The sequence below is a fragment of the Aliiglaciecola aliphaticivorans genome (assembly GCF_054782055.1).
Map to the genome: position 1 here is coordinate 12,991 of NZ_BAAGTF010000033.1, position 21,630 is coordinate 34,620.

The 21,630-nt window shown below is 39.5% G+C and carries 17 protein-coding genes and 1 pseudogene; 9 read left to right on the forward strand and 9 right to left on the reverse strand.

All coding sequences use genetic code 11. The features are described from left to right. The first annotated feature begins 3 nt into the window (after positions 1–3). From ACYVIL_RS16400 to ACYVIL_RS16410, 3 genes are read left to right on the forward strand one after another with little or no spacing between them, the layout of a single operon-like run. Positions 4–672, forward strand: coding sequence for an ABC transporter ATP-binding protein (locus ACYVIL_RS16400; protein ID WP_460313508.1), 669 nt, complete (start codon positions 4–6; stop codon positions 670–672). Then, complete coding sequence (locus ACYVIL_RS16405) at positions 665–3,163, forward strand: ABC transporter permease (RefSeq protein ID WP_460313510.1); 2,499 nt, start codon at positions 665–667, stop codon at positions 3,161–3,163. Before ACYVIL_RS16400 ends, ACYVIL_RS16405 begins: the two co-directional genes overlap by 8 nt. Next, the gene (locus ACYVIL_RS16410) at positions 3,148–4,275 is read left to right on the forward strand and encodes a lipocalin-like domain-containing protein (protein WP_460313512.1); all 1,128 of its coding nucleotides are present in this window, start codon (positions 3,148–3,150) and stop codon (positions 4,273–4,275) included. Before ACYVIL_RS16405 ends, ACYVIL_RS16410 begins: the two co-directional genes overlap by 16 nt. Positions 4,276–4,323: 48 nt before the next feature. Here ACYVIL_RS16410 and ACYVIL_RS16415 read toward each other — a convergent pair whose 3' ends face one another. Next, positions 4,324–5,616 (reverse strand): alkaline phosphatase, encoded by a 1,293-nt coding sequence (locus ACYVIL_RS16415; RefSeq protein ID WP_460313514.1) that lies wholly within the window; start codon positions 5,614–5,616, stop codon positions 4,324–4,326. A gap of 497 nt (positions 5,617–6,113) precedes the next feature. Between ACYVIL_RS16415 and ACYVIL_RS16420 the strand changes: the two genes are divergently transcribed. The 3 genes from ACYVIL_RS16420 (at position 6,114) to ACYVIL_RS16430 (ending at position 11,055) form a co-directional block, all read left to right on the forward strand. Further along, positions 6,114–7,712: an isocitrate lyase gene (locus tag ACYVIL_RS16420; RefSeq protein WP_303474375.1), complete on the forward strand. Its 1,599-nt coding sequence runs from the start codon at positions 6,114–6,116 to the stop codon at positions 7,710–7,712. Between the two features lie 116 nt (positions 7,713–7,828). Beyond that, positions 7,829–8,767: a LysR family transcriptional regulator gene (locus tag ACYVIL_RS16425; RefSeq protein ID WP_303474465.1), complete on the forward strand. Its 939-nt coding sequence runs from the start codon at positions 7,829–7,831 to the stop codon at positions 8,765–8,767. 116 nt (positions 8,768–8,883) lie between these two features. Further along, positions 8,884–11,055, forward strand: coding sequence for a malate synthase G (locus tag ACYVIL_RS16430; RefSeq protein WP_460313516.1), 2,172 nt, complete (start codon positions 8,884–8,886; stop codon positions 11,053–11,055). Positions 11,056–11,135: 80 nt separating this feature from the next. On the opposite strand, the gene ACYVIL_RS16435 is transcribed toward ACYVIL_RS16430, so the two are convergent. The 7 genes from ACYVIL_RS16435 to ACYVIL_RS16465 form a co-directional block, all read right to left on the reverse strand. Continuing rightward, positions 11,136–12,155 carry an NAD-dependent epimerase gene (locus ACYVIL_RS16435; RefSeq protein WP_303474377.1) on the reverse strand — a complete coding sequence of 340 codons (1,020 nt, stop codon included), beginning with the start codon at positions 12,153–12,155 and terminating at the stop codon, positions 11,136–11,138. 9 nt (positions 12,156–12,164) lie between these two features. Continuing rightward, complete coding sequence (gene tviB / locus ACYVIL_RS16440; protein ID WP_460313519.1) at positions 12,165–13,445, reverse strand: Vi polysaccharide biosynthesis UDP-N-acetylglucosamine C-6 dehydrogenase TviB; 1,281 nt, start codon at positions 13,443–13,445, stop codon at positions 12,165–12,167. Between the two features lie 236 nt (positions 13,446–13,681). Then, complete coding sequence (locus ACYVIL_RS16445; protein ID WP_460313521.1) at positions 13,682–14,803, reverse strand: nucleotidyltransferase family protein; 1,122 nt, start codon at positions 14,801–14,803, stop codon at positions 13,682–13,684. 2 nt (positions 14,804–14,805) lie between these two features. Further along, positions 14,806–15,654, reverse strand: a complete 849-nt coding sequence (locus ACYVIL_RS16450) for an HprK-related kinase A (RefSeq protein ID WP_460313523.1) — start codon at positions 15,652–15,654, stop codon at positions 14,806–14,808. Positions 15,655–15,659: 5 nt separating this feature from the next. After that, a complete protein-coding gene (locus tag ACYVIL_RS16455) occupies positions 15,660–15,917 on the reverse strand; it encodes a hypothetical protein (protein WP_460313525.1) in 258 nt (85 codons plus the stop codon). Positions 15,918–15,958: 41 nt separating this feature from the next. Further along, positions 15,959–16,573, reverse strand: a complete 615-nt coding sequence (locus tag ACYVIL_RS16460) for a hypothetical protein (protein WP_460313527.1) — start codon at positions 16,571–16,573, stop codon at positions 15,959–15,961. Positions 16,574–16,761: 188 nt separating this feature from the next. Beyond that, positions 16,762–17,532: a S1 family peptidase gene (locus ACYVIL_RS16465; RefSeq protein WP_303474383.1), complete on the reverse strand. Its 771-nt coding sequence runs from the start codon at positions 17,530–17,532 to the stop codon at positions 16,762–16,764. Positions 17,533–17,623: 91 nt separating this feature from the next. Here ACYVIL_RS16465 and ACYVIL_RS16470 point away from each other — a divergent pair. After that, positions 17,624–18,470 (forward strand): annotated as a pseudogene (locus ACYVIL_RS16470) (patatin-like phospholipase family protein). 58 nt (positions 18,471–18,528) lie between these two features. On the opposite strand, the gene ACYVIL_RS16475 reads toward ACYVIL_RS16470, so the two are convergent. Further along, positions 18,529–19,419, reverse strand: coding sequence for a hypothetical protein (locus ACYVIL_RS16475; protein ID WP_460313529.1), 891 nt, complete (start codon positions 19,417–19,419; stop codon positions 18,529–18,531). A gap of 179 nt (positions 19,420–19,598) precedes the next feature. On the opposite strand from ACYVIL_RS16475, the gene ACYVIL_RS16480 reads away from it, so the two are divergent. Beyond that, positions 19,599–20,336: a PEP-CTERM/exosortase system-associated acyltransferase gene (locus ACYVIL_RS16480; protein ID WP_460313531.1), complete on the forward strand. Its 738-nt coding sequence runs from the start codon at positions 19,599–19,601 to the stop codon at positions 20,334–20,336. A 111-nt stretch (positions 20,337–20,447) separates the two neighbouring features. Beyond that, positions 20,448–21,314 carry a ThiF family adenylyltransferase gene (locus tag ACYVIL_RS16485; protein ID WP_303474386.1) on the forward strand — a complete coding sequence of 289 codons (867 nt, stop codon included), beginning with the start codon at positions 20,448–20,450 and terminating at the stop codon, positions 21,312–21,314. The last annotated feature ends 316 nt before the right edge of the window (positions 21,315–21,630 follow it).

The following is a 21,630-nucleotide window of genomic DNA, read 5'->3' on the forward strand; positions in this document are numbered from 1 at the left end:
GCAATGATTAAAATTGAAGCCTTATCCAAGTCCTACCAAGACGGCAAGCAATTCACCACCGTTTTAGAAAATGTCAATTTAACCATTGCCCCCAAACAGCAAATTGCAATTACAGGTGAATCCGGTTCGGGTAAATCAACCTTATTGCACTTGTTGGCCTGTTTAGATAACCCAGATTCAGGCTCAATAAGAGTACATGAGCAAAACATCTGCTTATTTTCACCCCGTCAGCGTGATGCCTATCGGAAAAAGTCCATCGGCATCGTCTTTCAAAAATTTAACCTCATTGAATGTTTGTCAGTTTGGGAGAATATATGTTTTCCTGCTCGGTTAAACCAAAATTTTGATGAACCTTATCTACTTGACCTGCTGGAACAGCTAGGCATTGCTAAGCATCGACATAAGATGCCAACGGCATTATCTGGAGGCGAACAACAACGAGTTGCCATTGCTAGAGCGTTAGCCCATAAGCCTGAACTGGTATTAGCCGACGAACCCACAGGAAATTTAGATGATAAAAATAGCGGTAAGGTGGCTGATTTACTGTTTATGCTATGTCGTTCCCACAAGGCTACGCTAGTTATAGTCACTCACAGTGCCAAACTAGCTAAGCAAGCCCACCTTCACTATCACTTAAGTAACAAAACGCTGAAACTGCAAACCAATGATTAAGTCAATTCATGAGGTTTTATGGGTAATTTTAAAAAGTTACGATCTGCAAAAGTATCGACTATGTTTAATATTATTAGCGATGATAATGGGCTGTGCAGGATTTTCTTCAGTTTTAGTTATTAATGAAACCGCTAAGCGCAGCTACAGCCAAACCGCTTTTCCCTTTTTAGACAATGTTGAGTACGCAATCTATCCATCCCAAAGCGGGTGGATAAGCAAAGCTGACTACGCCGATTTACGCAAAAACGGAAACCGCAACCTTATCGCAGTATCGACACAACAAGTGGAAAGCTTAGACAATCACAAATTAGACTTCCTAGGGGTCGATTACTATGCACTGATGAGCTTAAACCGAACTTGGCTAGAAAAGGATAATAGCAAATCCGGCTTTCCCCTATTTGCCGCAAACAACCATTCTTCTAACTCAACCCCCACAGAAAACAAGTTTGTTATTGATGTTGAATATGCAAAAACATTAGGTGCTAAAAACCAACTTACAACAGATAATTTTCTAAAGCTCAATTCTCAGCTATCCATTGGCCCAGTTGCCATCGTCGAGGCAGCAGGTCTAGGTGAGCAAATTGTATGCGACATTGAAACCTTATATAGTCAATTCAATCCTCAGGGGATCTCTTATATATTAGTGGCGGGTAAATTTAACCACAAACAGCCTTCCCCTTTGCAATTGCAATTACCTTCCCACCTCAAATTAATCAAATTAACCTCAACTGAAGACTTAGACCAACTAACCGCTAGTTTTCACCTTAACCTTTTCGCCATGGGTTTGCTGATGTTCGTTGTTTGCATGTTTGTGGTATTAAATGCGTTAAATTTATTGATTATAAAACGTGTACCCATGTTGACGACTTTGCGGCAACTGGGTATCCCAATAGTTGCTATCTATAGTGCTATCATCATTGAAATGATGATCTTAGCCATAGCTTGTAGCGCAATCGGTGTTACTTTAGGCATTGAAATCGCCAAGTGGCTATCTCCCTCTGTTACCCAGACCCTCGCGAACTTATATAATGTATCAATTAACTTTGAGAATTTTTCTTGGTTTAATTTGTATGCTCAAGTATTGCTGGCAAGTGTTGTTGGTTTGAGTCTTGCCGCAGCGTTACCCTTACGTTCGCTGAATCAACACCTAACTTCAATACAACCAGTGGCTTCATCCGCTCATAGTGAGAACAAATGGTTAGCATTTTGTGTGCTTCTTCTGCTTATTTGTTTGATTATTTATTTTAGCAACGAAAGTATTTTTAGTTCATTTTTGATTATCGGCTTAGTAATAATCAGTGGCTGTTTCTTGGTTTTGTATATGTTACCTAGATTACTTTGCTTAATAATCCCCATAATTCCACTAACAACACCCAACTTGCGCTGGAGTGTAGCCGACGCTAAGCGGATATCGAACAAAAGTAGTATCGCATTTTGCGCGTTTTTCATTGCCGTGGCCACGAATGTAGGCATGAATTTAATGGTAAATAGTTTTCGTCTTGCCACAGACACTTGGATAACCCAACGACTTGACGCAGATGCTTATGTCAATACCAAGGATGCCGAGCAAGTTGTCACACTGCTCAGTTCGAACTTCCCGAAAACCACAACCTTTGTTAGGCAATCAGAAACTGGCAATTATCAGGGAGATGCCATTCAACTTCGCTCTTATCCTAGTAATCTTGAGCACCAAGAAGCGTTAATGCTAGAACAGAGTATCGCGACCCCTTGGGATACATTTTCAAAGGCTCAAGGGATTTTTATTAATCAACAGTTCGCCCTATCAAAACAGCTTAACTTAGGCCAAAAAATAGTGTTTAGAAGGCAAAATAATCATACATTTACGGTGCAAATTGTTGGTATTTACTATGATTATGGCAACCCTAAAGCACAAGCATTGGTTAGTGAGTCATTAATACTAAATCCTTCATCTGGCAATCAAGTTATCGCCTTATATAATCAAGGGGTTAATCAATCATGGCTACCTGAACTGAAAAACCAAATATCGACACAATTTCCAGACGCGCAAATAATGGAGACACAGGACCTACTGAAACGCTCAATGCAAACCTTCGACAACACCTTCGTGGTAACCCAGGGTCTGAATATAATTACCTTATTAGTCGCTGCATTTTCTTTAGCTTCGTCCCTCATCGTTATTGATTATGATAATAGACCCCAACGAGCATTGATCCGAGCTATGGGTGTACCTGCACTTAAAATATTGATGCTAACCTTGTTCCAATACACGTTGTTGTGCTTATTCATATGTGCTCTTGCAATTCCATTTGGTATTTTACTCAGTTGGCTTTTGATCCATTTAGTAAATGTGCAGGCTTTCTATTGGTCTTATCCGTTGGTTATTGAGTCGAATACCCTAGTCGAGCTAATCTTATCCGCCTTAATGGTGGTATTTTTAGCGGTGTTATTGCCTGCTGCTCGAACAATATTAATACCACCTATTGAGGATATAAAATGGCTCAATGGTTAAGGCTAGTCAAAATTCCCGCCCTCATAATAAGCATGTTATCCACCATCGTTATATTGAGCGCCTGCTCAGAGCCTGCTAATTCATTGAAAGGCAATTCATCGACAGGCATGTATGGAGGCTTATTAGATCAAGAAAACTTTTCCAGTGCCAAAGCAACAGAGCAAACCCCTATCACCTTTCCACAGGATCACTTAAGTCACCCTGAGTTTGCCATTGAATGGTGGTATTTAACGGCTAATTTGTTTGATAAACAGGGCAATCAATATCCCCTGCAATGGACCTTATTTCGTTTTTCAGGGGGAGGCAACCAATCCAATTGGAGTAACGGCCAATTATACATGAGTCATGGCAAGCTAAGTTCTTATCAACAGGATTGGTTTGAAGAAATATTTGCCAGAGGTGGGGTGGGTAATGCTGGTGTATCACTTGCAGCTGAATCAGGCCATTTTGAAGCTTATTTGGATAATTGGATATGGCGTTCATTATCAACTGAGTTATTTCCCGCTACACTTAATTTCACCCTCAACGAACAAGTTAAATTATCGCTGAACTTGCGTGCTACTGGCCCCTACGTTTTAAATGGTAATAAGGGTTACAGCATTAAACTGGCCAATGGACAGCATGCTTCGATGTATTATAGTCAGCCTTTTATCAATATCAGCGGAACGATTGAACGCTTAGGTGAAACCATTGATGTTTCGGGAAAAGGTTGGTTTGACCACGAATGGAGTGCAGGGCTTTCTGATCAAAAAACACAAGGGTGGGACTGGTTTTCTATACACTTTGATGATGGTCGCAAGTTAATGCTTTATCAGGTTCGACATGGGGAACTGGGGAATTCATGGTTTGGCAGTTTAATCAGCCCACAGGGCGATAAAACCCATTTAACAAAAAATGATATTCAAGGGTCAATTGATGGTTATTCAAAGGTTGATAACGTTCAAATACCGCTTAATTGGTCTTTGTCAGTGCCACAACAGCAAATTCATATTCGCGTTTCCCCCTTTAAACAAAATCAATATAACCCGGGAGTGTTTCCCTATTATGAGGGGGCGATTAGGGTTGAAGGCAGTCATAAAGGCATAGGTTTTATGGAATTAACAGGATATTAGCAGTCAAATCAGTGCCCTAATCCGACTGCTAAGTTAAACACCTTTCGGCTACTGGGATTGCATTAATTCAAAAATTATTTTCGGAATCTCAGTATTATCCATGTGCCCAACAAAACGCTCTTTTCCAGCGCCCATAGCAAAAATTTGAACGTCAACCGCGGTGTGACCCGAGCTTGTCCAGCCAGAATTTGAGCGGATATCCAGCAACTTTTTAAGTTGCACGTAAAGTGCTTTTTGATTATTCATATCGACACTTTGCAAAAGTGACTTTTCAGTTTCAGTTAACTCAAAACCCAAGGTAGTCTGAGCAAGCGTAAGAGGTGAATCGCTGCTTGTCATTAATTTTGCCAAAGTGGTTAAAGATTGTGTCAGGTTTTTTAACGGTTCCGGATCCCATTGATAATCACCGTTGGCCGCAATACTAAAACCACCTGTACTATGATCGGCAGTCACCACCACTAGCGTATCTGGGTTTTCTTGTACATATTGTTCCAACCATTCTAAGGTTAACGCTAGATCATGCATTTCGGCCATTGCCGCGGCAATGTCATTGGCGTGTCCAGCCCAGTCTACTTGACTGCCTTCCACTAACAGGAAGTATCCCTTATCATTCGTTAGTTGTTTAACTGCTGTTTCAACTAATACTGGCAGACGCTGTTTTCCTGGCATATCTAGGGCCCAAGGCATGCCTTCGTCACCAAATAAACCAATCACAGGCCCAGGTTTAAGCTTGCTCAATTGTGCTAAATCATCAACATATTGATAACCCGCAGCTTTAAACTCATCAACAATATTTCGGTCATCTCGAATAAAATATTTCCAACCACCACCTAACATAACATCTAGAGCAAACTGGTCATTCACTTTGTCATCAAAATAACTATCTGCTATGGCATTATAGTTTCGGCGACTTTCATTGTGCGCAGAAAATGCCGCAGGTGTCGCATGATTAATTTGTGAAGTGACCGCAACGCCAGTTTTTAAGCCATTGATGCGTGCTTGTTCGAGAACAGTTTTAACGGATTGTTTGTTTTCATCCACAGCAATGGCACCATTATACGACTTAACTCCTGCAGACAATGCAGTTGCTCCGGCAGCGGAGTCAGTTACATAACCACTCACTCTTGCAGGATAAGTGCTTGCCATTCCCACCAGATGACGATCAAACACGGTTGATTCTATCTCTGGTGATGTTTTTTTATCGGCAAAATAACGATAAGCCGTGGTGTAAGCGGGTCCCATGCCATCCCCAACCACCATAATCACGTTTTTCGGTTTTTCCTGGTTAGCCTGCGCTGCGGAAACAAACAGCAATAATGTAACAGCCGGTAGCCACTTCATTTTATCTCCAAATTTCAAAATAATAATTGTCGAAATAATACGTGAAAATTTACGCAATTAAACTGATTTCTAATCGTTTACACAAACTTCTATAGGAAACATCCATCAAAACCTTGATTTAGACCAATATCCAGACTGACCTACCAACCTAAATCCTTACTACGGGATTCAGATTTCGAATTTTTATACTAACAAGTGATATCTATACTTTGTTTAGGGGGCTTATTTTGCGCTAAACAAGTTTTTTATGACGGTGTCAATAATCGCAAGATTGAACTTTACTCTCTGAATTATAAAGAATTACAAAGCAATATTCACCAAATCTATTTCGAAAATCATTAATATACGTTTTTTTTATTAAGCTTGTGGGGCTAGGATAATTGCATCGACACAAAATAATAATCAGGTGAATCGATACCGGTCGTCTAGATGTGTTCACAATAATTATGCACTAGACCTCAGTTCCCTACACAAGTAATAGAAAGAAGGAAAATATGATGTCTCAATATCAAACTGACCTAAACGCTGTAAGCCAGCTTTGCCAAAAAAATGGTTCTGGATGGAATGCGATTAACCCTGAATATGCTGCAAGAATGAAAGCACAAAATCGTTTTCAAACCGGACTTGATATCGCTAAATACACCGCAGCGATTATGCGTAAAGATATGGAAGAGTACGACGCAGATTCTAGCCAATACACTCAATCTTTAGGTTGCTGGCATGGATTTATTGGTCAACAAAAAATGTTGGCGGTTAAAAAGCATCAAGGTACAACTAACAAAAAATATTTGTACCTGTCAGGTTGGATGGTTGCAGCCTTGCGCTCAGAGTTTGGTCCTCTTCCTGATCAATCTATGCATGAAAAAACCACCGTGTCTTCGTTAATTGAGGAACTTTATACTTTCCTAAGACAAGCCGATGCAAAAGAGCTAGGTGAATTGTTTAATGAGCTTGATGCGGCAAGAGCTGCAGGCAATAGCACATCAGAGATCCAAGCAAAAATCGATAACTATGAAACCCACGTGGTGCCTATTATTGCAGACATAGATGCCGGTTTTGGTAACGAAGAAGCCACCTATTTATTGGCTAAGCAAATGATTGAAGCCGGTGCATGCTGTATTCAAATCGAAAACCAAGTATCTGATGCTAAACAATGTGGTCACCAAGACGGGAAAGTAACCGTACCCCATGAAGACTTCCTGGCAAAAATTAACGCTGTTCGTTATGCATTCCTTGAATTAGGTGTGGATGATGGAGTTATCGTAGCAAGAACTGACTCATTGGGTGCTGGCTTGACGCAAAAAATACCCGTATCGACTTCTGAGGGCGATCTTGCGTCTAAGTACAATGCATTTTTAGATACTACCGAAGTAAAATCTGTTGAAGATTTACAAGAAGGTGATCTTGCCCTTCGTCAAAACGGTAAACTGGTTAAACCTATTCGCTTACCTAATGGCTTATTTAAATTCAAAGACAATACCGGTGTTGACCGTGTAGTGCTTGATTGTATTACTTCACTTCAAAACGGGGCTGATCTGTTATGGATTGAAACTGAAAAACCTCACGTTGGTCAAATCGGCGCAATGGTTGACGAAATCCGTAAAGTAGTTCCGAATGCGAAGTTGGTTTACAACAACTCACCTTCATTTAACTGGACGCTTAACTTCCGTCAACAAGTGTTTGATGCTTGGGTTGAAGAAGGTAAAGATGTTAGCGAGTATAACCGCGACGACCTCATGCAAGTTAAATACGATGACACCGAATTGGCGCAAGTAGCGGATGAAAAAGTACGTACTTTCCAAGCAGATGCTGCCCGCGAAGCTGGTATTTTCCATCACTTAATTACTCTACCAACTTACCACACTGCCGCGTTATCTACTGATAACCTTGCAAAAGGTTACTTCGGTGACGAAGGTATGCTGGCTTATGTAAAAGGTGTGCAACGTCAAGAACTGCGTCAAGGTTTAGCCTGTGTTAAACACCAGGCGATGGCAGGTTCAAACATGGGTGATGATCACAAAGAATATTTCAGTGGTGATCAGGCGCTTAAAGCAGCGGGTGAAGATAACACCATGAATCAATTTGATGTTGCTTAATTCAGCGAACTTTTAACTCAATGCAAAAGCAAGACGTATGTCTTGCTTTTTTTTTGTGGCAACCCTTATAACCATTGGTATAATCAATGACAACTCTATTTAGAAGTGAAGTTAATTTGAATATTGCTAAAGTTGATCTAAATTTATTGGTATATCTGGATGTGTTATTACGGGAAGGAAGCGTAACCAAAGCCGCGAATCAACTCAGTATCACTCAACCCGCTATGAGCAATGGTCTTAAGCGTCTTCGTGATTTGTTTAATGATCCACTTTTAGTGCGAACCAGTGAAGGGATGACCCCAACAAAACGTGCATTAGAGCTTCAACCTGTGGTTCGTGATGTATTGGCCAAGCTAGAAACCACCATTCAACCTGAAACCGAATTTATTCCCAGTAGTAGCCAACGGACGTTCCGTATTATGGCCAGTGATTATGCTGAATCTACATTATTGATTGAAGTCATTCGTCAATTGGGAAAAATAGCGCCCAATATCACGTTAGATGTAATTACACCTAGTGATGTAACTTTCCATGATGTTGAACATGGTAAAGTAGACATGGCCATTAACCGCTTCGACGAACTTCCCCTTTCATTTCATCAAAAAGTCATTTGGTATGATGCCTTTTCCTGTGTGTTAAAAAGTAATAATCCCATGGTGGACCATTTCGACTTGAGTAGTTATTTGTCGGCACAACATATTTGGGTGAGCAAAACTGGATTTGGTGTGGGTGTGGGAGTAGATCCCAACGAAGTTCAAAAGCTTGGTTGGGTTGACGCAGAGTTAACCAAACTAGGCAAGAAACGGGATATTCGGGTATTTACACGACATTATCATGTCGCCTTACAGTTAGCTAAAGCACAAAATCTGATTGCAACTTTGCCCAGCAAAGCAGCCAACCTTTACCGTAGTGATCCCGACGTTGTAATTTTGGAACCTCCCTTTGATATTCCTCCCATTGGTTTGAAAATGGCGTGGAGCGCACTGTTACATCACGACGCAGGTCATATTTGGTTTCGTCGTCTTATTAGTGAAGTGGCCAATCAACTGAGTTAATTGGCTATTTTAATTCGCACATTCACAGAGCTTATCGCAAAGATAAGAACCATAAATTAAACATATTCGTTAGATGTGGGTAGTATTAATCCATTGGACAGCTTTGGAGTATTACCATGCAAAATTATATATCACGCGGAAAATTACAAATTGCAGAAGAGTTAGATTGTTTCATTAAAGATGAAGCAATAAAACAAACCCAAGTAGAGTTGGATGTTTTTTGGGATGGGTTTGAACAGTTGCTAACTGAGTTCATGCCAAAAAATCAAGAGCTCTTAAAAAAACGTGATGATTTACAGGTAAAAATAGACAATTATTGTCAGCAAAACCCGCAATATAAATTATCTGACTACAAAGCGTTCCTTGAAGAAATTGGTTACCTTTTACCTCAACCTAAACCATTTCAAATTACCACCGAAAATGTTGATCCTGAAATCGCAACGATGGCGGGCCCACAATTAGTTGTGCCAATCAACAATGCGCGTTATGCCATTAATGCGGCAAATGCGAGATGGGGCAGCCTTTACGATGCCCTTTATGGAACCGATGTAATTAGTGAAGAAGACGGCGCTCATAAGAGTGGGCCTTACAATAGTGTTAGAGGTCAAAAAGTTATAGAGCATGGCCGTCAATGGTTAGACGTTGCGGCCCCCCTTGAAACTGGCAGCCATCAAGATGTAACCGCCTATTCAATTGAAGCTTCAACCTTTACGTGTACTTTGAGTAATGGCGAACAGACTGGTCTTAGTGACCCTAAACAATATGTTGGTTTTGTGGGTGAAATAAGTAATCCAACATCTGTTTTTCTAACCCATAACGGGCTGCATATTGAGTTACAATTCGATCGCTCTCACCCAGTAGGCGCTGCAGATCCGAGTGGCTTAAAAGATATCGTACTTGAAGCGGCTTTAACTACCATTATGGATTGCGAAGACTCAGTTGCCGCCGTTGATGCTGAAGATAAAACCCTGGTTTATCGAAATTGGTTAGGCTTGATGAAAGGAACACTTTCCACTTCAGTGCAAAAAGGCCAAAAAACCATTGAAAGAACCCTCAGTAGCGATAAAGTTTTTACCAATTTAGATGGTAAAACAACTAGCTTGAAAGGTCGCAGTTTGATGTTTATTCGAAATGTTGGCTTGCTAATGTCAAACGATGCAATTTTGTTTAATGGTGAGGCGATACCAGAAGGCATTATGGACTGCATGATCACCTCTTTGATTGGTAAACATGATTTATTAGGACATAGTCCATTTTCCAACAGTGATAAAGACAGTATTTATATAGTGAAACCTAAGATGCATGGCCCTGAAGAGGTCGCGTTTTCAAATGCCCTTTTTGCAAAAGTAGAGAAAATACTGGGCTTACAGGAAAACACCATCAAGATGGGGATTATGGATGAAGAAAGACGCACCTCTGTTAACCTCAGCGCCTGCATAGAAGCAGCGAAAACACGGGTAGTCTTTATTAATACTGGATTTTTAGACCGTACCGGTGACGAAATTCATACCTCTATGCAGCTAGGTCCGTTTGGTTTAAAAGGTCAGTTAAAAACACTACCTTGGATCACTGCATATGAAAAAGATAATGTTGGTCATGGTTTAGCTGCGGGATTATCTGGCAAAGCGCAGATTGGGAAAGGCATGTGGCCAATACCAGATCATATGGCTGAGATGATGAAAGCGAAGATACAACATCCTAAAGCTGGTGCAAACACGGCTTGGGTGCCCTCGCCTACGGCAGCCACTTTACACGCCTTGCATTATCACCAAGTTGACGTATTTGCAGTTCAATCAACACTTAAAGAACAGCATAGTGACGGTTTAGACGATATTCTTACGGTTCCATTAATGGAAGCCGGTACAAATTTGGATAATGAAGCTAAAACCCGCGAATTAGATAATAACGTTCAAGGTATTCTAGGTTACGTTGTGCGCTGGGTAAACCAAGGTATTGGCTGTTCTAAGGTTCCCGATATCAATAATGTGGGGCTCATGGAAGACAGAGCGACTCTTAGAATTTCTAGTCAACATATTGCCAATTGGTTGTTACATGGCATTGTTGATGAATCACAGGTAAATGCGTCTTTAAACAGAATGGCAAAACTAGTAGATGAACAGAATGCTGGAGATCCTGAGTATATTAATATGTGTCCAGATCTGGATAAATCTATCGCCTTTGAAGCAGCAAAAGCACTGATATTTGAAGGAGTAGCTCAGCCGAATGGATACACCGAACCCTTGCTGCACGAAATGCGTCGTAAAATGAAACAGCAGTTAGCTTCATAAGGCTGATTGAGAGACAAATAAAAACGCAAGGTGACTTATATTAAGTACCTTGCGTTTTTTATTGCAGATTAAGCTATTGTTTAATTTACGTTGAAATAATCTTTATACCAACCTACAAAGTTTTTAATACCGGTTTGAATTGTGGTCTGTGGCCGGTAGTCAACATCTTTTACTAATGCTTCCACATCAGCATAAGTATCTGGAACATCGCCCATTTGCAAAGGTAAAAGCTCTTTCTCTGCGGTTTTACCAAGGTTATCTTCTAAGGTCTCGATATACTCCATTAACTGAACAGGTGATTGGTTTCCAATATTGTAAACCCGCCAAGGGGCTTTACTTGTGCCAGGATCTGGATTCTTACCAGACCAATCTGGATTAGACTCAGCTGTGTGATCAAGAGTACGGATAATACCTTCGACTATGTCATCAATGTAGGTGAAATCACGTTTATGATTACCGTAGTTAAATACCTTAATGGGTTTATCTTCTAGAATTGCTTTAGTAAATAAGAACAGCGCCATGTCTGGGCGTCCCCAAGGACCATACACAGTGAAGAAACGCAATCCCGTTGTCGGTAGGTTAAACAAGTGACTATAGGTATGGGCCATTAGTTCGTTGGCTTTTTTACTCGCAGCATATAAAGATACAGGATGGTCAACGTTATCGTGCACAGAAAAAGGCATAGATTCGTTAGCACCATAAACTGAGCTAGACGATGCGTACACTAGGTGTTTAATTTTATTATGTCTGCAACCTTCTAATATATTCATAAAGCCAACAATGTTAGCGTCAATATAGGCATGAGGGTTTTCTAGGGAATAACGCACGCCTGCTTGGGCTGCTAAATGTACAACTTTGTCAAACTGGTGTTCTTCAAACAACGCAGCCATAGGCTCTTTGTCTTCCACAGACATTTTAACAAAGGTAAAGTTATAGCTATTTTTATGTTGCTCTACTCGTTTCAATCTGTCTAATTTGAGGTTCACGTCATAATAATCATTGAGGTTATCTAATCCTACAACCTCATCACCTCGTTCAAGCAAATATAAACTTACATGAGATCCAATAAAACCAGCTGCCCCAGTCACTAAAATTTTCATTTACTTTTCCTAAAGTCTTAAATCAACAATTTCTTTATCAATAATATATTTCAAGTCAAACACGACACAATTGTCTTTACCTAACCCTCGCAGTTCTTGACTAGACATTTGTTTAAACTCTTGATGAGCAACAGCCGCAATAATTGCGTCATACTTGCCAACCTTTGGTTGCTTTATTAATTTCAATCCATACTCAGCATCCACTTCGTCTGACTCTGCCCATGGATCGTAGATATCAACATTGACATGATAGTTATCTAGTTCAGTGGCAATATCCACCACTTTAGTATTGCGGATGTCAGGACAATTCTCTTTAAAGGTAATTCCCATTAATAGAACGTTTGCTCCATTAACCATAATTTTTTTGTTTAGCATTTTTTTGACTAATCGGCTGACTACATATTCGCCCATTTGGTCATTTATGCGACGTCCAGCCAAAATCACTTCTGGGTGATAACCAATTTCTTCTGCTTTGTGGGTCAAATAATAAGGGTCAACACCAATGCAATGACCGCCGACTAAACCTGGTCGAAATGGTAAAAAATTCCATTTGCTGCCGGCTGCCAGTAACACCTCTTCTGTATCTATCCCAAGCCGCTCGAATATCATTGCCAATTCATTGATTAAGGCAATGTTCAAATCTCTTTGGGTATTTTCAATCACTTTGGCCGCTTCAGCGACTTTAATGGAAGAAGCTCTATGGGTGCCTGCCTCAATTATACTTAAATATAATTGATCAACTAAATCACCAATTTCAGGGGTAGATCCACTGGTAACTTTAATAATACTTTCCAGGCGATGAGTTTTATCCCCTGGATTAATCCGCTCAGGACTGTAACCAGCAAAAAAATCTTGATTAAACTTTAAGCCAGAATGCGCTTCTATAAGAGGAATACAGACTTCTTCAGTGGCACCTGGATATACCGTAGACTCATAGATAATAGTGGCCCCAGATTTAACCACTTTGCCTATCATCTCACTGGCTTTTTTCAAAGGCGTTAGATCAGGTTGACGGTTTTTATCAATTGGCGTTGGAACGGTAACAATAATAAAATCACAAAGGGACAAGTCTTCAGGTGTAGATGAAAAAGTTAATGAGGTAACACTTTGCAATTCTTCAGGCAACACTTCAAGAGTGTGATCTTCACCTCGATTGAGCTCTTCAATGCGCTGTTGATTGATGTCGAAACCAAGGGTCGAAAATTTTTTACCAAATGATACTGCCAGGGGCAAGCCTACATATCCTAACCCAATGATGCCTATGCGCTTTTCATAGATATTATCCGTCAAACCCAACCTCTCTTTTACGCCCAGAAAATGATTACTATTATCCCCATAGTTTGCACTTAAATTAACTGAATTAGTAGTGCTAATTGAAATACCTAGGTATCTATTTTAACTGACCAACAATTAGAATCTTCCGCGGTTAGCTTTAGCTATGTTATTGAAAGTATATGATTAAGTTTAAAATTGTACTTGATTAATAAAATGCGAAGTTAATGCTAGGTGAATCCTAAAAATTGAATTCACCAGTTGGGGTTTTCAGGCAATTTAGGGTCAAAATGGTGTTTCCCCATAATTTGATCTCGAATCGCAAAAAATGACTTAAATGCAAAATGTTTAATAAGCACGTAAAATGGCATTTTTATCCAGTGACCACGAAAATAAACCAGCTTTTTAGCCCAACGGATTTTAGGCGTTAATAGCAAATCATGCTCAGGACAAATAGCGGGTAAAATACCCTGATGCAATATCCAGAGTTCGACTTTATTAAACTTGTAGTTTTCCAAACAAGTATTAGCCACATCAGGTAAAGGTTTATTAGAATATAATTGTAATGCTTTTAAACAACTTACAAACTCAAAATTAAAATCCGTTTTGTTACTTAGGTCAACAAGAGAGCCCCAGAATTGGTCATCACCAAATTCTTCAATTAATAACATGATATCAAACAGATCTCTCATCCAACTGCTACTGTCTTCGTTGGCAAACATATGAATAATACTGTGCATCACTGTAGTGGCAGGATCTAAGACGAAACAGCCTGATTGTGTTTTTTGTCGCGATGAAATGAACTGGCTAATATTGGTGGCGCGACCACTAATAGGAGGGTAAAGATTGTGGTGCATATCAACCACGGTAGCACGGTTAACATGGATTAACGGGGGCACTTCGTGAGCCCAATCACGATAGTATTTTTCGTCGTAATCACTCAGCTCTTCTGATTGCCAACGATTCTGTTTAAGGTGTGCTTCAGCAATATTTAAATCTTTTTTGTTTACCAACACATCAATATCAGAGCACACTCTTCCGTAGCTGTTTAGACTCTTGCGTAAAGTATAAGCTGCACCTTTTAAAAATACCGCAGTAATGCCTACTTGCTCTAACAACAGTCGAAATTCGACGGCCTCAAAACAGATTTGTTGTGCTTGTCGCTTAGCGTACACTTGGGCTGAAAATAAATGGCGTTTAGCAAAGTCAGGGTAATCTTGATAACAGCCTTCACGCTTGGCCACATAGTATAGGCTTGCCAGTAACTTACTCTCTCGTAGTATGAAAATAACCGATTGCCACTCTTTTGTAGAAAGTGCTAGCCCTAATTTAGGTGTCAATAACAGTTCATACAAAGTCTTGGTAGTAAATTTCATAGCTAACCTATTACGTCTTCGATAAGAAATTCATTTACTTCATTTAAGTCATTATATTGAATTTCAAATAGGCTAGAGGATTGGATGATTTTAGCTACTGTATCAAAACCTGTAGCACCGAGTACATTATAATTGAATGCATTATTACTCAGGGTATTGAAAGCATCAATTTGACTTAATTGATAGATGGTTAACTCTGTTTCAGGAGAGTATTTAGGAAAAACCACTGCCACAATTTTCGCTGGTTGGAATGTCGAGTATTGATTCCAATTCGACACTTTAACATGAGCAACATCACCTTTTTGTGTGTCCCTACAAATGGGTGAAAATAGTGCATTGGGATGCCATTGTTTGACTAAATCAATTGAATTATTTTTTAAACAAACAGGTCGATATAAAGGCGATACTTCACAAGTAGAGGTATCGATGATAGCCATTTCGTCCGAATACACCTGCCACCCAGACAACCCCAAATGTGCAGTTAAGGTGCTTTTTCCCGAACCTGGGAGTGCAGGGAAAATGATTGCTTTGCCGTTTTTAACCAGTACGGCTGAATGAATTAATAACCGTCCATATTCATGTGCGGCAATACACCAATTCATTCCCCATTCTAAAACTGCAGCAGCTTGAGAGATTGGTAAAGGTTTAAATGGTGAGTGCTGGTCGGAATAAAAGCTAATTTGCGGTTTAATAAATCGTCTCAAAAATGACTCAAAAACCAAGCTTACTGAAAAATCAATAGGATCATCGTTATGGGGAGTATCTGAATATAAGCTGTCAACAACATCGTAGACATGGCCTACATCAGAGGTAAGTTCGAAACGATAACATCCTGTATCAATAATTTTCATTTAACTCATTCAGTCCAGAATACTTTTTCAGAAATTAAACGTTGGATTAAATTGTCAGCAGAATCTTCCGTAAGACTTAAACAGTTTATTAAATCTGACTTAGTGATACCGTGAGAAATATCTGGAAAGTTACTAGACGGTGCTTGAGGATTTTTATTTATCAGAAACGTGGTGTTGCTGCTATAGCCACTATAGATAGCAACGCCACTGTTGTCCCCTAAACAAATCATTCTAGATTCAGGTGGTAATCGGTAGCGTTGCATGTTGCCTAATGCGCCTATTTAAAATTTAGATTACGCTAAAGTTAACAAACAACAGGTGACCAATCAGTACTTCCCTCATCATAACCCAACTCTGCATCAGTAATACCTGCAAACGACGGGTTATTCTTTGATATATACCAATAAAGAAACACATCACTAATAGCCTGCTGCGCTGCTGCTTGCCCTTCACTATAGCTTGTGTAAAAACCGAAATAAGTGTTCAGATATACCGCTGCCAGATGGAAATAAATGTTGTCATCTCCAGTACCATTAGAATCTAAAGCTTCAGATACTGTCAAAGTTCTAGAGGAGATATCACTTGGAAGGACTAAAGTGTGCAAATAGACGTCATTAATTGCGTCGACGTAACAGATTTCCATCTCTTTGTATTGATTACTGTCCTTCCCATAAGCATTCTTACAACTTTTCAGTTTTGTAAACGTCGAGTGCATATTATTTGAGTATGTTTTCCAATTACCCGGTGAACGCCCACCACTAAGGTAAGGCATGGAACAAGTATGACGATCGGTATTGGTTGACAAATTACCTGACAATGCTCCGGAAACCGAACAGGCTCCCCAGACTGATTTGGCTGGTAGGCTAACAATCACTGCTCCGGTGGCCGACTTTTTAAGAAAATTACGGCGCTTGTTCACAGCAGAAACATCCTTTTTATACGACTTATCGAATTCATTCATTGATTAAAACCCTTTTTATGCGACTTCTAAAACGCAATTAACTTTATTGAGATCGTAGAAGCAAAAACCACACCAACACAACAATCCATTGATTTATATATGTTTAATTTGTGTAATATAGTGGAACTGTAAATTTTTTCGACAAGCTAATTTATATCTATATTAGCCGATCGTAAAAGCTGCTTAACGTATTTTACAGGTATTGAGTAAGTAATTCCACTAGGCTCGGACAAAATAGTTTCTTTTGTTTCCTTTACAAACACTTTATTAATAACTGCAACGACTTTCCCCGTCTCTACTTCGTATACTGCACTACCGCTATTACCTGGATACGCTGTTGCATCCATTTGGTAAACCAAATACGGATCTCGTAGCCGTCTTAGTGTTTTTGCGTCTAATTGACTCGAATGTTCAGTTGGCACAATAACCGGCGTTGACGATGCAATAATACCGCGATGGGTTGCAGGATATAGTCCTAAAATAGCACCTATAGGGAACCCCGTAAACGCGACCTCTGTTCCGTCAGGAATCATATTACTACCCGCTAACTGAAAAGGCTTTAGTTTCGTACTAATTCGCAATAATGCTAAGTCATGTAATTCATCAACTTTAACTACGTATGCCTCATACATTTTTGGATAGCGGCCTACTCCAGCCAAAACCACTCGCTTTTGTTTAGCCGTCTCATCTAAAGGTTTAGCAATAACATGATTATTAGTCACAATATATTGCCCATTGGCTACAGCAAACCCAGTACCATGTAAACTGGTTTGCGGCGCTTTAATTGGGTCATATACTCCAATACCAACCACTGATTGTTTGGCAACCTTGACAATATCGACAATATTGTGGGCGTAACTTGCAGAATGTGAAAATAAAATTGCAAAGGCAAACAAACTTTTCGTCAAATTAGACATAACAGACTTGTTCCAATAAATAAGTTGTGCAAAAAACTGAATTCTAAGCCATATTTGAATGAAAACCAGCTTTAAACCAAGTGAAGTAACCATGTCTTATTCAATCAACTCCCTTAAGACCCAAATCGTTCCTATTTTCTCAGGAGGAGGCACTCGTCTATCCTGCCATATTGGGATACTACAGGCTTTACTTGAAATGAATCTATCTTTTAACCACATAGTAGGAATATCAGGCGGTTCAATTATCAGTGCTTTGTATTGTAGCGGAATGCCATTGGAAAAAAATATTATCCTTATCTTTAGAAACTGATTTTAAGCAATTTAAGGGCTACTCGCTATTTCGCTTATTAAAAGAAGGAGGCTTGAGTTCAGGAAACCAATTCGAGAAATGGATGGATAAACAGCTAGAAGGCAAGACATTTTCGCAACTATCGACAGAACTCAGCATTGTTGCTACCGACGTCAACGGAGGAGGTCCGGTTATTTTCAATAAAGAAACCAGTCCGGATTTAAAGGTTTCACAAGCCGTTCGATTCTCAATGTCTATTCCACTGATTTTTAGTTTTAAAACCTATGGTGATCATCTACTCGTTGATGGCGCAATTTTAGCGGAAGATGCACTGTTTCGAAATTGGACACAGAGCGATGCAAAAAATGTTTGCTTCAGGTTAAAAAGCCAACAAATACAGCAGGTACGGAAAAGACAGGCTTTTTTCCACTTACCGGAATATATTTTTATGTTGATAAAAACGTTTATGACAGCCCTATCAAGGGAGTATGTGCACGCCGAGCATTGGCATAACACGATAATTGTTGAAACAGGAACCTACTCTTCAGTCGATTTTTCGTTAACGGTAGAACAAAAAAAAGAGCTTTACCAAATTGGCTATGACACTGCCCATGAATTCTTACCCAAAAAGATCTCTCCGATACAGTAAACATAATTGTTTAACTTTCCCTTGAGCGTTATTCAATTCAAAACGTAAAAAACTGAAGTTACTTATCTAACATAGCACTTAGTGGCAAAAGCACAATTTGCGCCATAAATAGGGGGACATTTCCTTTTAAATAACCAACACAGATGTGGCTCACCTTAGCGCTATTACCAGACATGGCAATCTCTGGCGTGACGACAATATTCAAAACGTCGTTACTACGTAAACTTTCCAATTGTCGTTTATCAATACATAATTTATGTGACGAATAAATCATCGGATCTTTTATTAAGTCGTGACCGATGGCTTGGGCGCGCTCCAACAATGCGGAGGATAGTAAACTCATGGGATACATTTGTGGAAAGCGAACTTTATCAGCAAATTCATCTATATATTCTGATTGCTCTCCAAAAGCACTGGTTAAGAAGTTTTTTGCATTGCCTACAATCATATATTTGCGTTTCAAAAAGCATTGGCTTGCTTGATCAAATGTGCGGTCAGCGCGCATTCCCCAATCAACGTTTTCTGGAAAATTATCTGGCAGTTGAATAGGATTAAATTCAGACTCACGCTTAAATCCCAAAATCACCGCTTTGTCGTTTGCTTTTAACAAAAGACGATTAGAGTGCAACTCTCCGTCATTACTCTGGGTCTTTTTAGTGGCTTTAATATCTAAACTTAGGGTATCACCAGGGTTAACAACGCCTGCAAAAGTAAATTCAAAAATACTGAAAGGTAGCCTTTTAGTGTCCGCGTCGATATTCAATTCAACTTGTCTATGCTGAAATTGAGTCTCGATAAAACACCCAAGTTGAAATCCTAAAGCGATAGGTCCCGCAAAGGGATTATTGACAATCCAGTTCCAACGGTTCTTATCATGAAACAGATTAAAATCGTCAGTTGAGTTCCTAGCTGTTTCAATGTGAATTTGAGATAACTGATAGCTTTTCAATTAAAATCCTCTCTCGAATTTATATCCAGACGATGTTTAAACTAAGGTATAACACAGAAAATGCGGTATTTGTTTGACAATTAAGGACTTTAACCCGACACTTTAGTATTAACGTAATTTACATTTTATATAGTTTCCCTATTAATAATGGTCAATAAACATAACAAAGGAAAGTTGTAATGACAGAAATTTCTGCAGACAGTATTTCGGGTCATTTTTCCGATTATTTAAAACCGGTATTTTCAGAGTCCGAAGAGCATAAAAAGCATTCTTATGGTATACGCCATCAGGTGTACTGTGAAGAACTGCACTTTGAACCTGAAAACGAACAAAAAATTGAAACCGATAATTTCGATGATCATGCATATCATTGTTTAATCCAACATAAATCTAGTCAGCAATATGCAGGCACGGTGAGACTAATCACCTCAGCAAACGACTCCCAGAAATTACCCATTGAACTTTATTGCCAAAATGCGATTCAGCGGCCAGAACTTTTCCCGAATAATTTTGAGCGAGATGATATTTGTGAAATATCACGTTTAGCTGTCCCTTTAGAGTTCAGACGAAGAAAAATGGATAATTTCGATGGTGCAGCTCTAGGGGTTATTAATAAAGAAATTTATTCAGAAACAGAACTTCGCTGTTTTCCTTTTATCGCCGTTGGATTATATCTATCAGCTACTGCTATTTTGTTAAGTAAAAATATTCACCATTGTTACGTAATGGTGGAACCTAGGTTAGCCAGAAGCATGCGATTTGTCGGTTTGCCTTTTGAGCAAATTGGCCCCGTGATCGATTACCATGGAAAACGCGCGCCATTTTATATCCAACCACAGTCTGTCGAAGGTAATCTTAAACCGGATTTTAAAGCGTTATTGAATAATATTACGGCTGAAGTTACCCCACAGATATAAATTACTAACAGAAGCTTAAGCTCCTAAAATTGGCGCTTTGCAAATACATAGCGGGAAATTGAAAAATACCGTTAACGAGCTACGAAACTTTATACTTTGAGAGTAAGAGTTATGTTTGATTATAAAGAAGCATTTTCACGTAATATAGGCTGGATGACCGAGCAAGAACAAGAAGTTCTTAAGAATACGAAGGTCGCTATTGGTGGTTTGGGTGGCGTAGGTGGCGACCACGCCATAGTCTGTGCAAGACTTGGCATTGGTAACTTTCACATTTCTGACATGGATCAATATGATTTAGTTAATTTCAACCGTCAAGCCGGTGCGTCAATGAAAACTTTAGGTCAAGAAAAGTCTAAAGTTATGGAAGATATCTTGGCGAATATCAATCCTGAATCAAGTGTAAAAAATTTCGACAAGGGAATTAATGATGAAAACCTTGAAGACTTTTTGGACGGCGTGGATCTCTATATTGATAGCTTGGATATATTCGCCATGGATATTCGTAGAAAGGTTTTTAAACGCTGCTATGAAAAAAATATCCCCTGTATTACTGCAGCACCAATGGGAATGGGAACGGCTATGTTGGTTTTCATGCCTGGAAAAATGTCGTTTGAAGAATATTTTTGCCTTGAAGGATTAGAACCTGAAGATCAGTTCTATAATTTAATCATGGGGTTGTCCCCTGCTATGCTGCAATTAAGTTATTTGGTTGATAAAAGTAAAGTAGACTTTTGGGCAGGGAAAGTGCCTTCAACTCCCATGGGAATCTCGATGGCAGCGGGTGTGTTAAATTCAAATGTAGTGAAAATAATACTAAAACGCGGAGAGGTACTTCATGCTCCTTGGGGATGGCATGTTGATGCTTATAAAAATAAGGCGAAGAAAACGTGGCGTCCTTGGGGAAACAAAAACCCTATTCAAAAGTACATTATGTTTCCAATGGTGAAAAAAGCAGTCGGTAAAGCAAAGCCTAACTAATTTTGCGATGCCTTGAGCACTAAAACGTTCTGTAACCTTAACATCATTCAGCACTGTTTAATTAGCCCTCCGTCGTTCTGACACTGGGCTTGCAACCTTCTAAGCTCCAGTCAAATTTCAAAATATTACCTAATGGCTTACTTTAAGACCAACCTTATACTTAAAGGTTGAAAGCCTCGTAAGTAATAATCGTAAGCGTTCGCCAATCCCACCTAGCGTTTAGCAAATTCCCATGGTAGCAATTGCTCGATATCGTAATGTGGCTGGCTGACCTGTTCTAGTAAGTACATCAGGTAATCGAATGGCGTGATGCCGT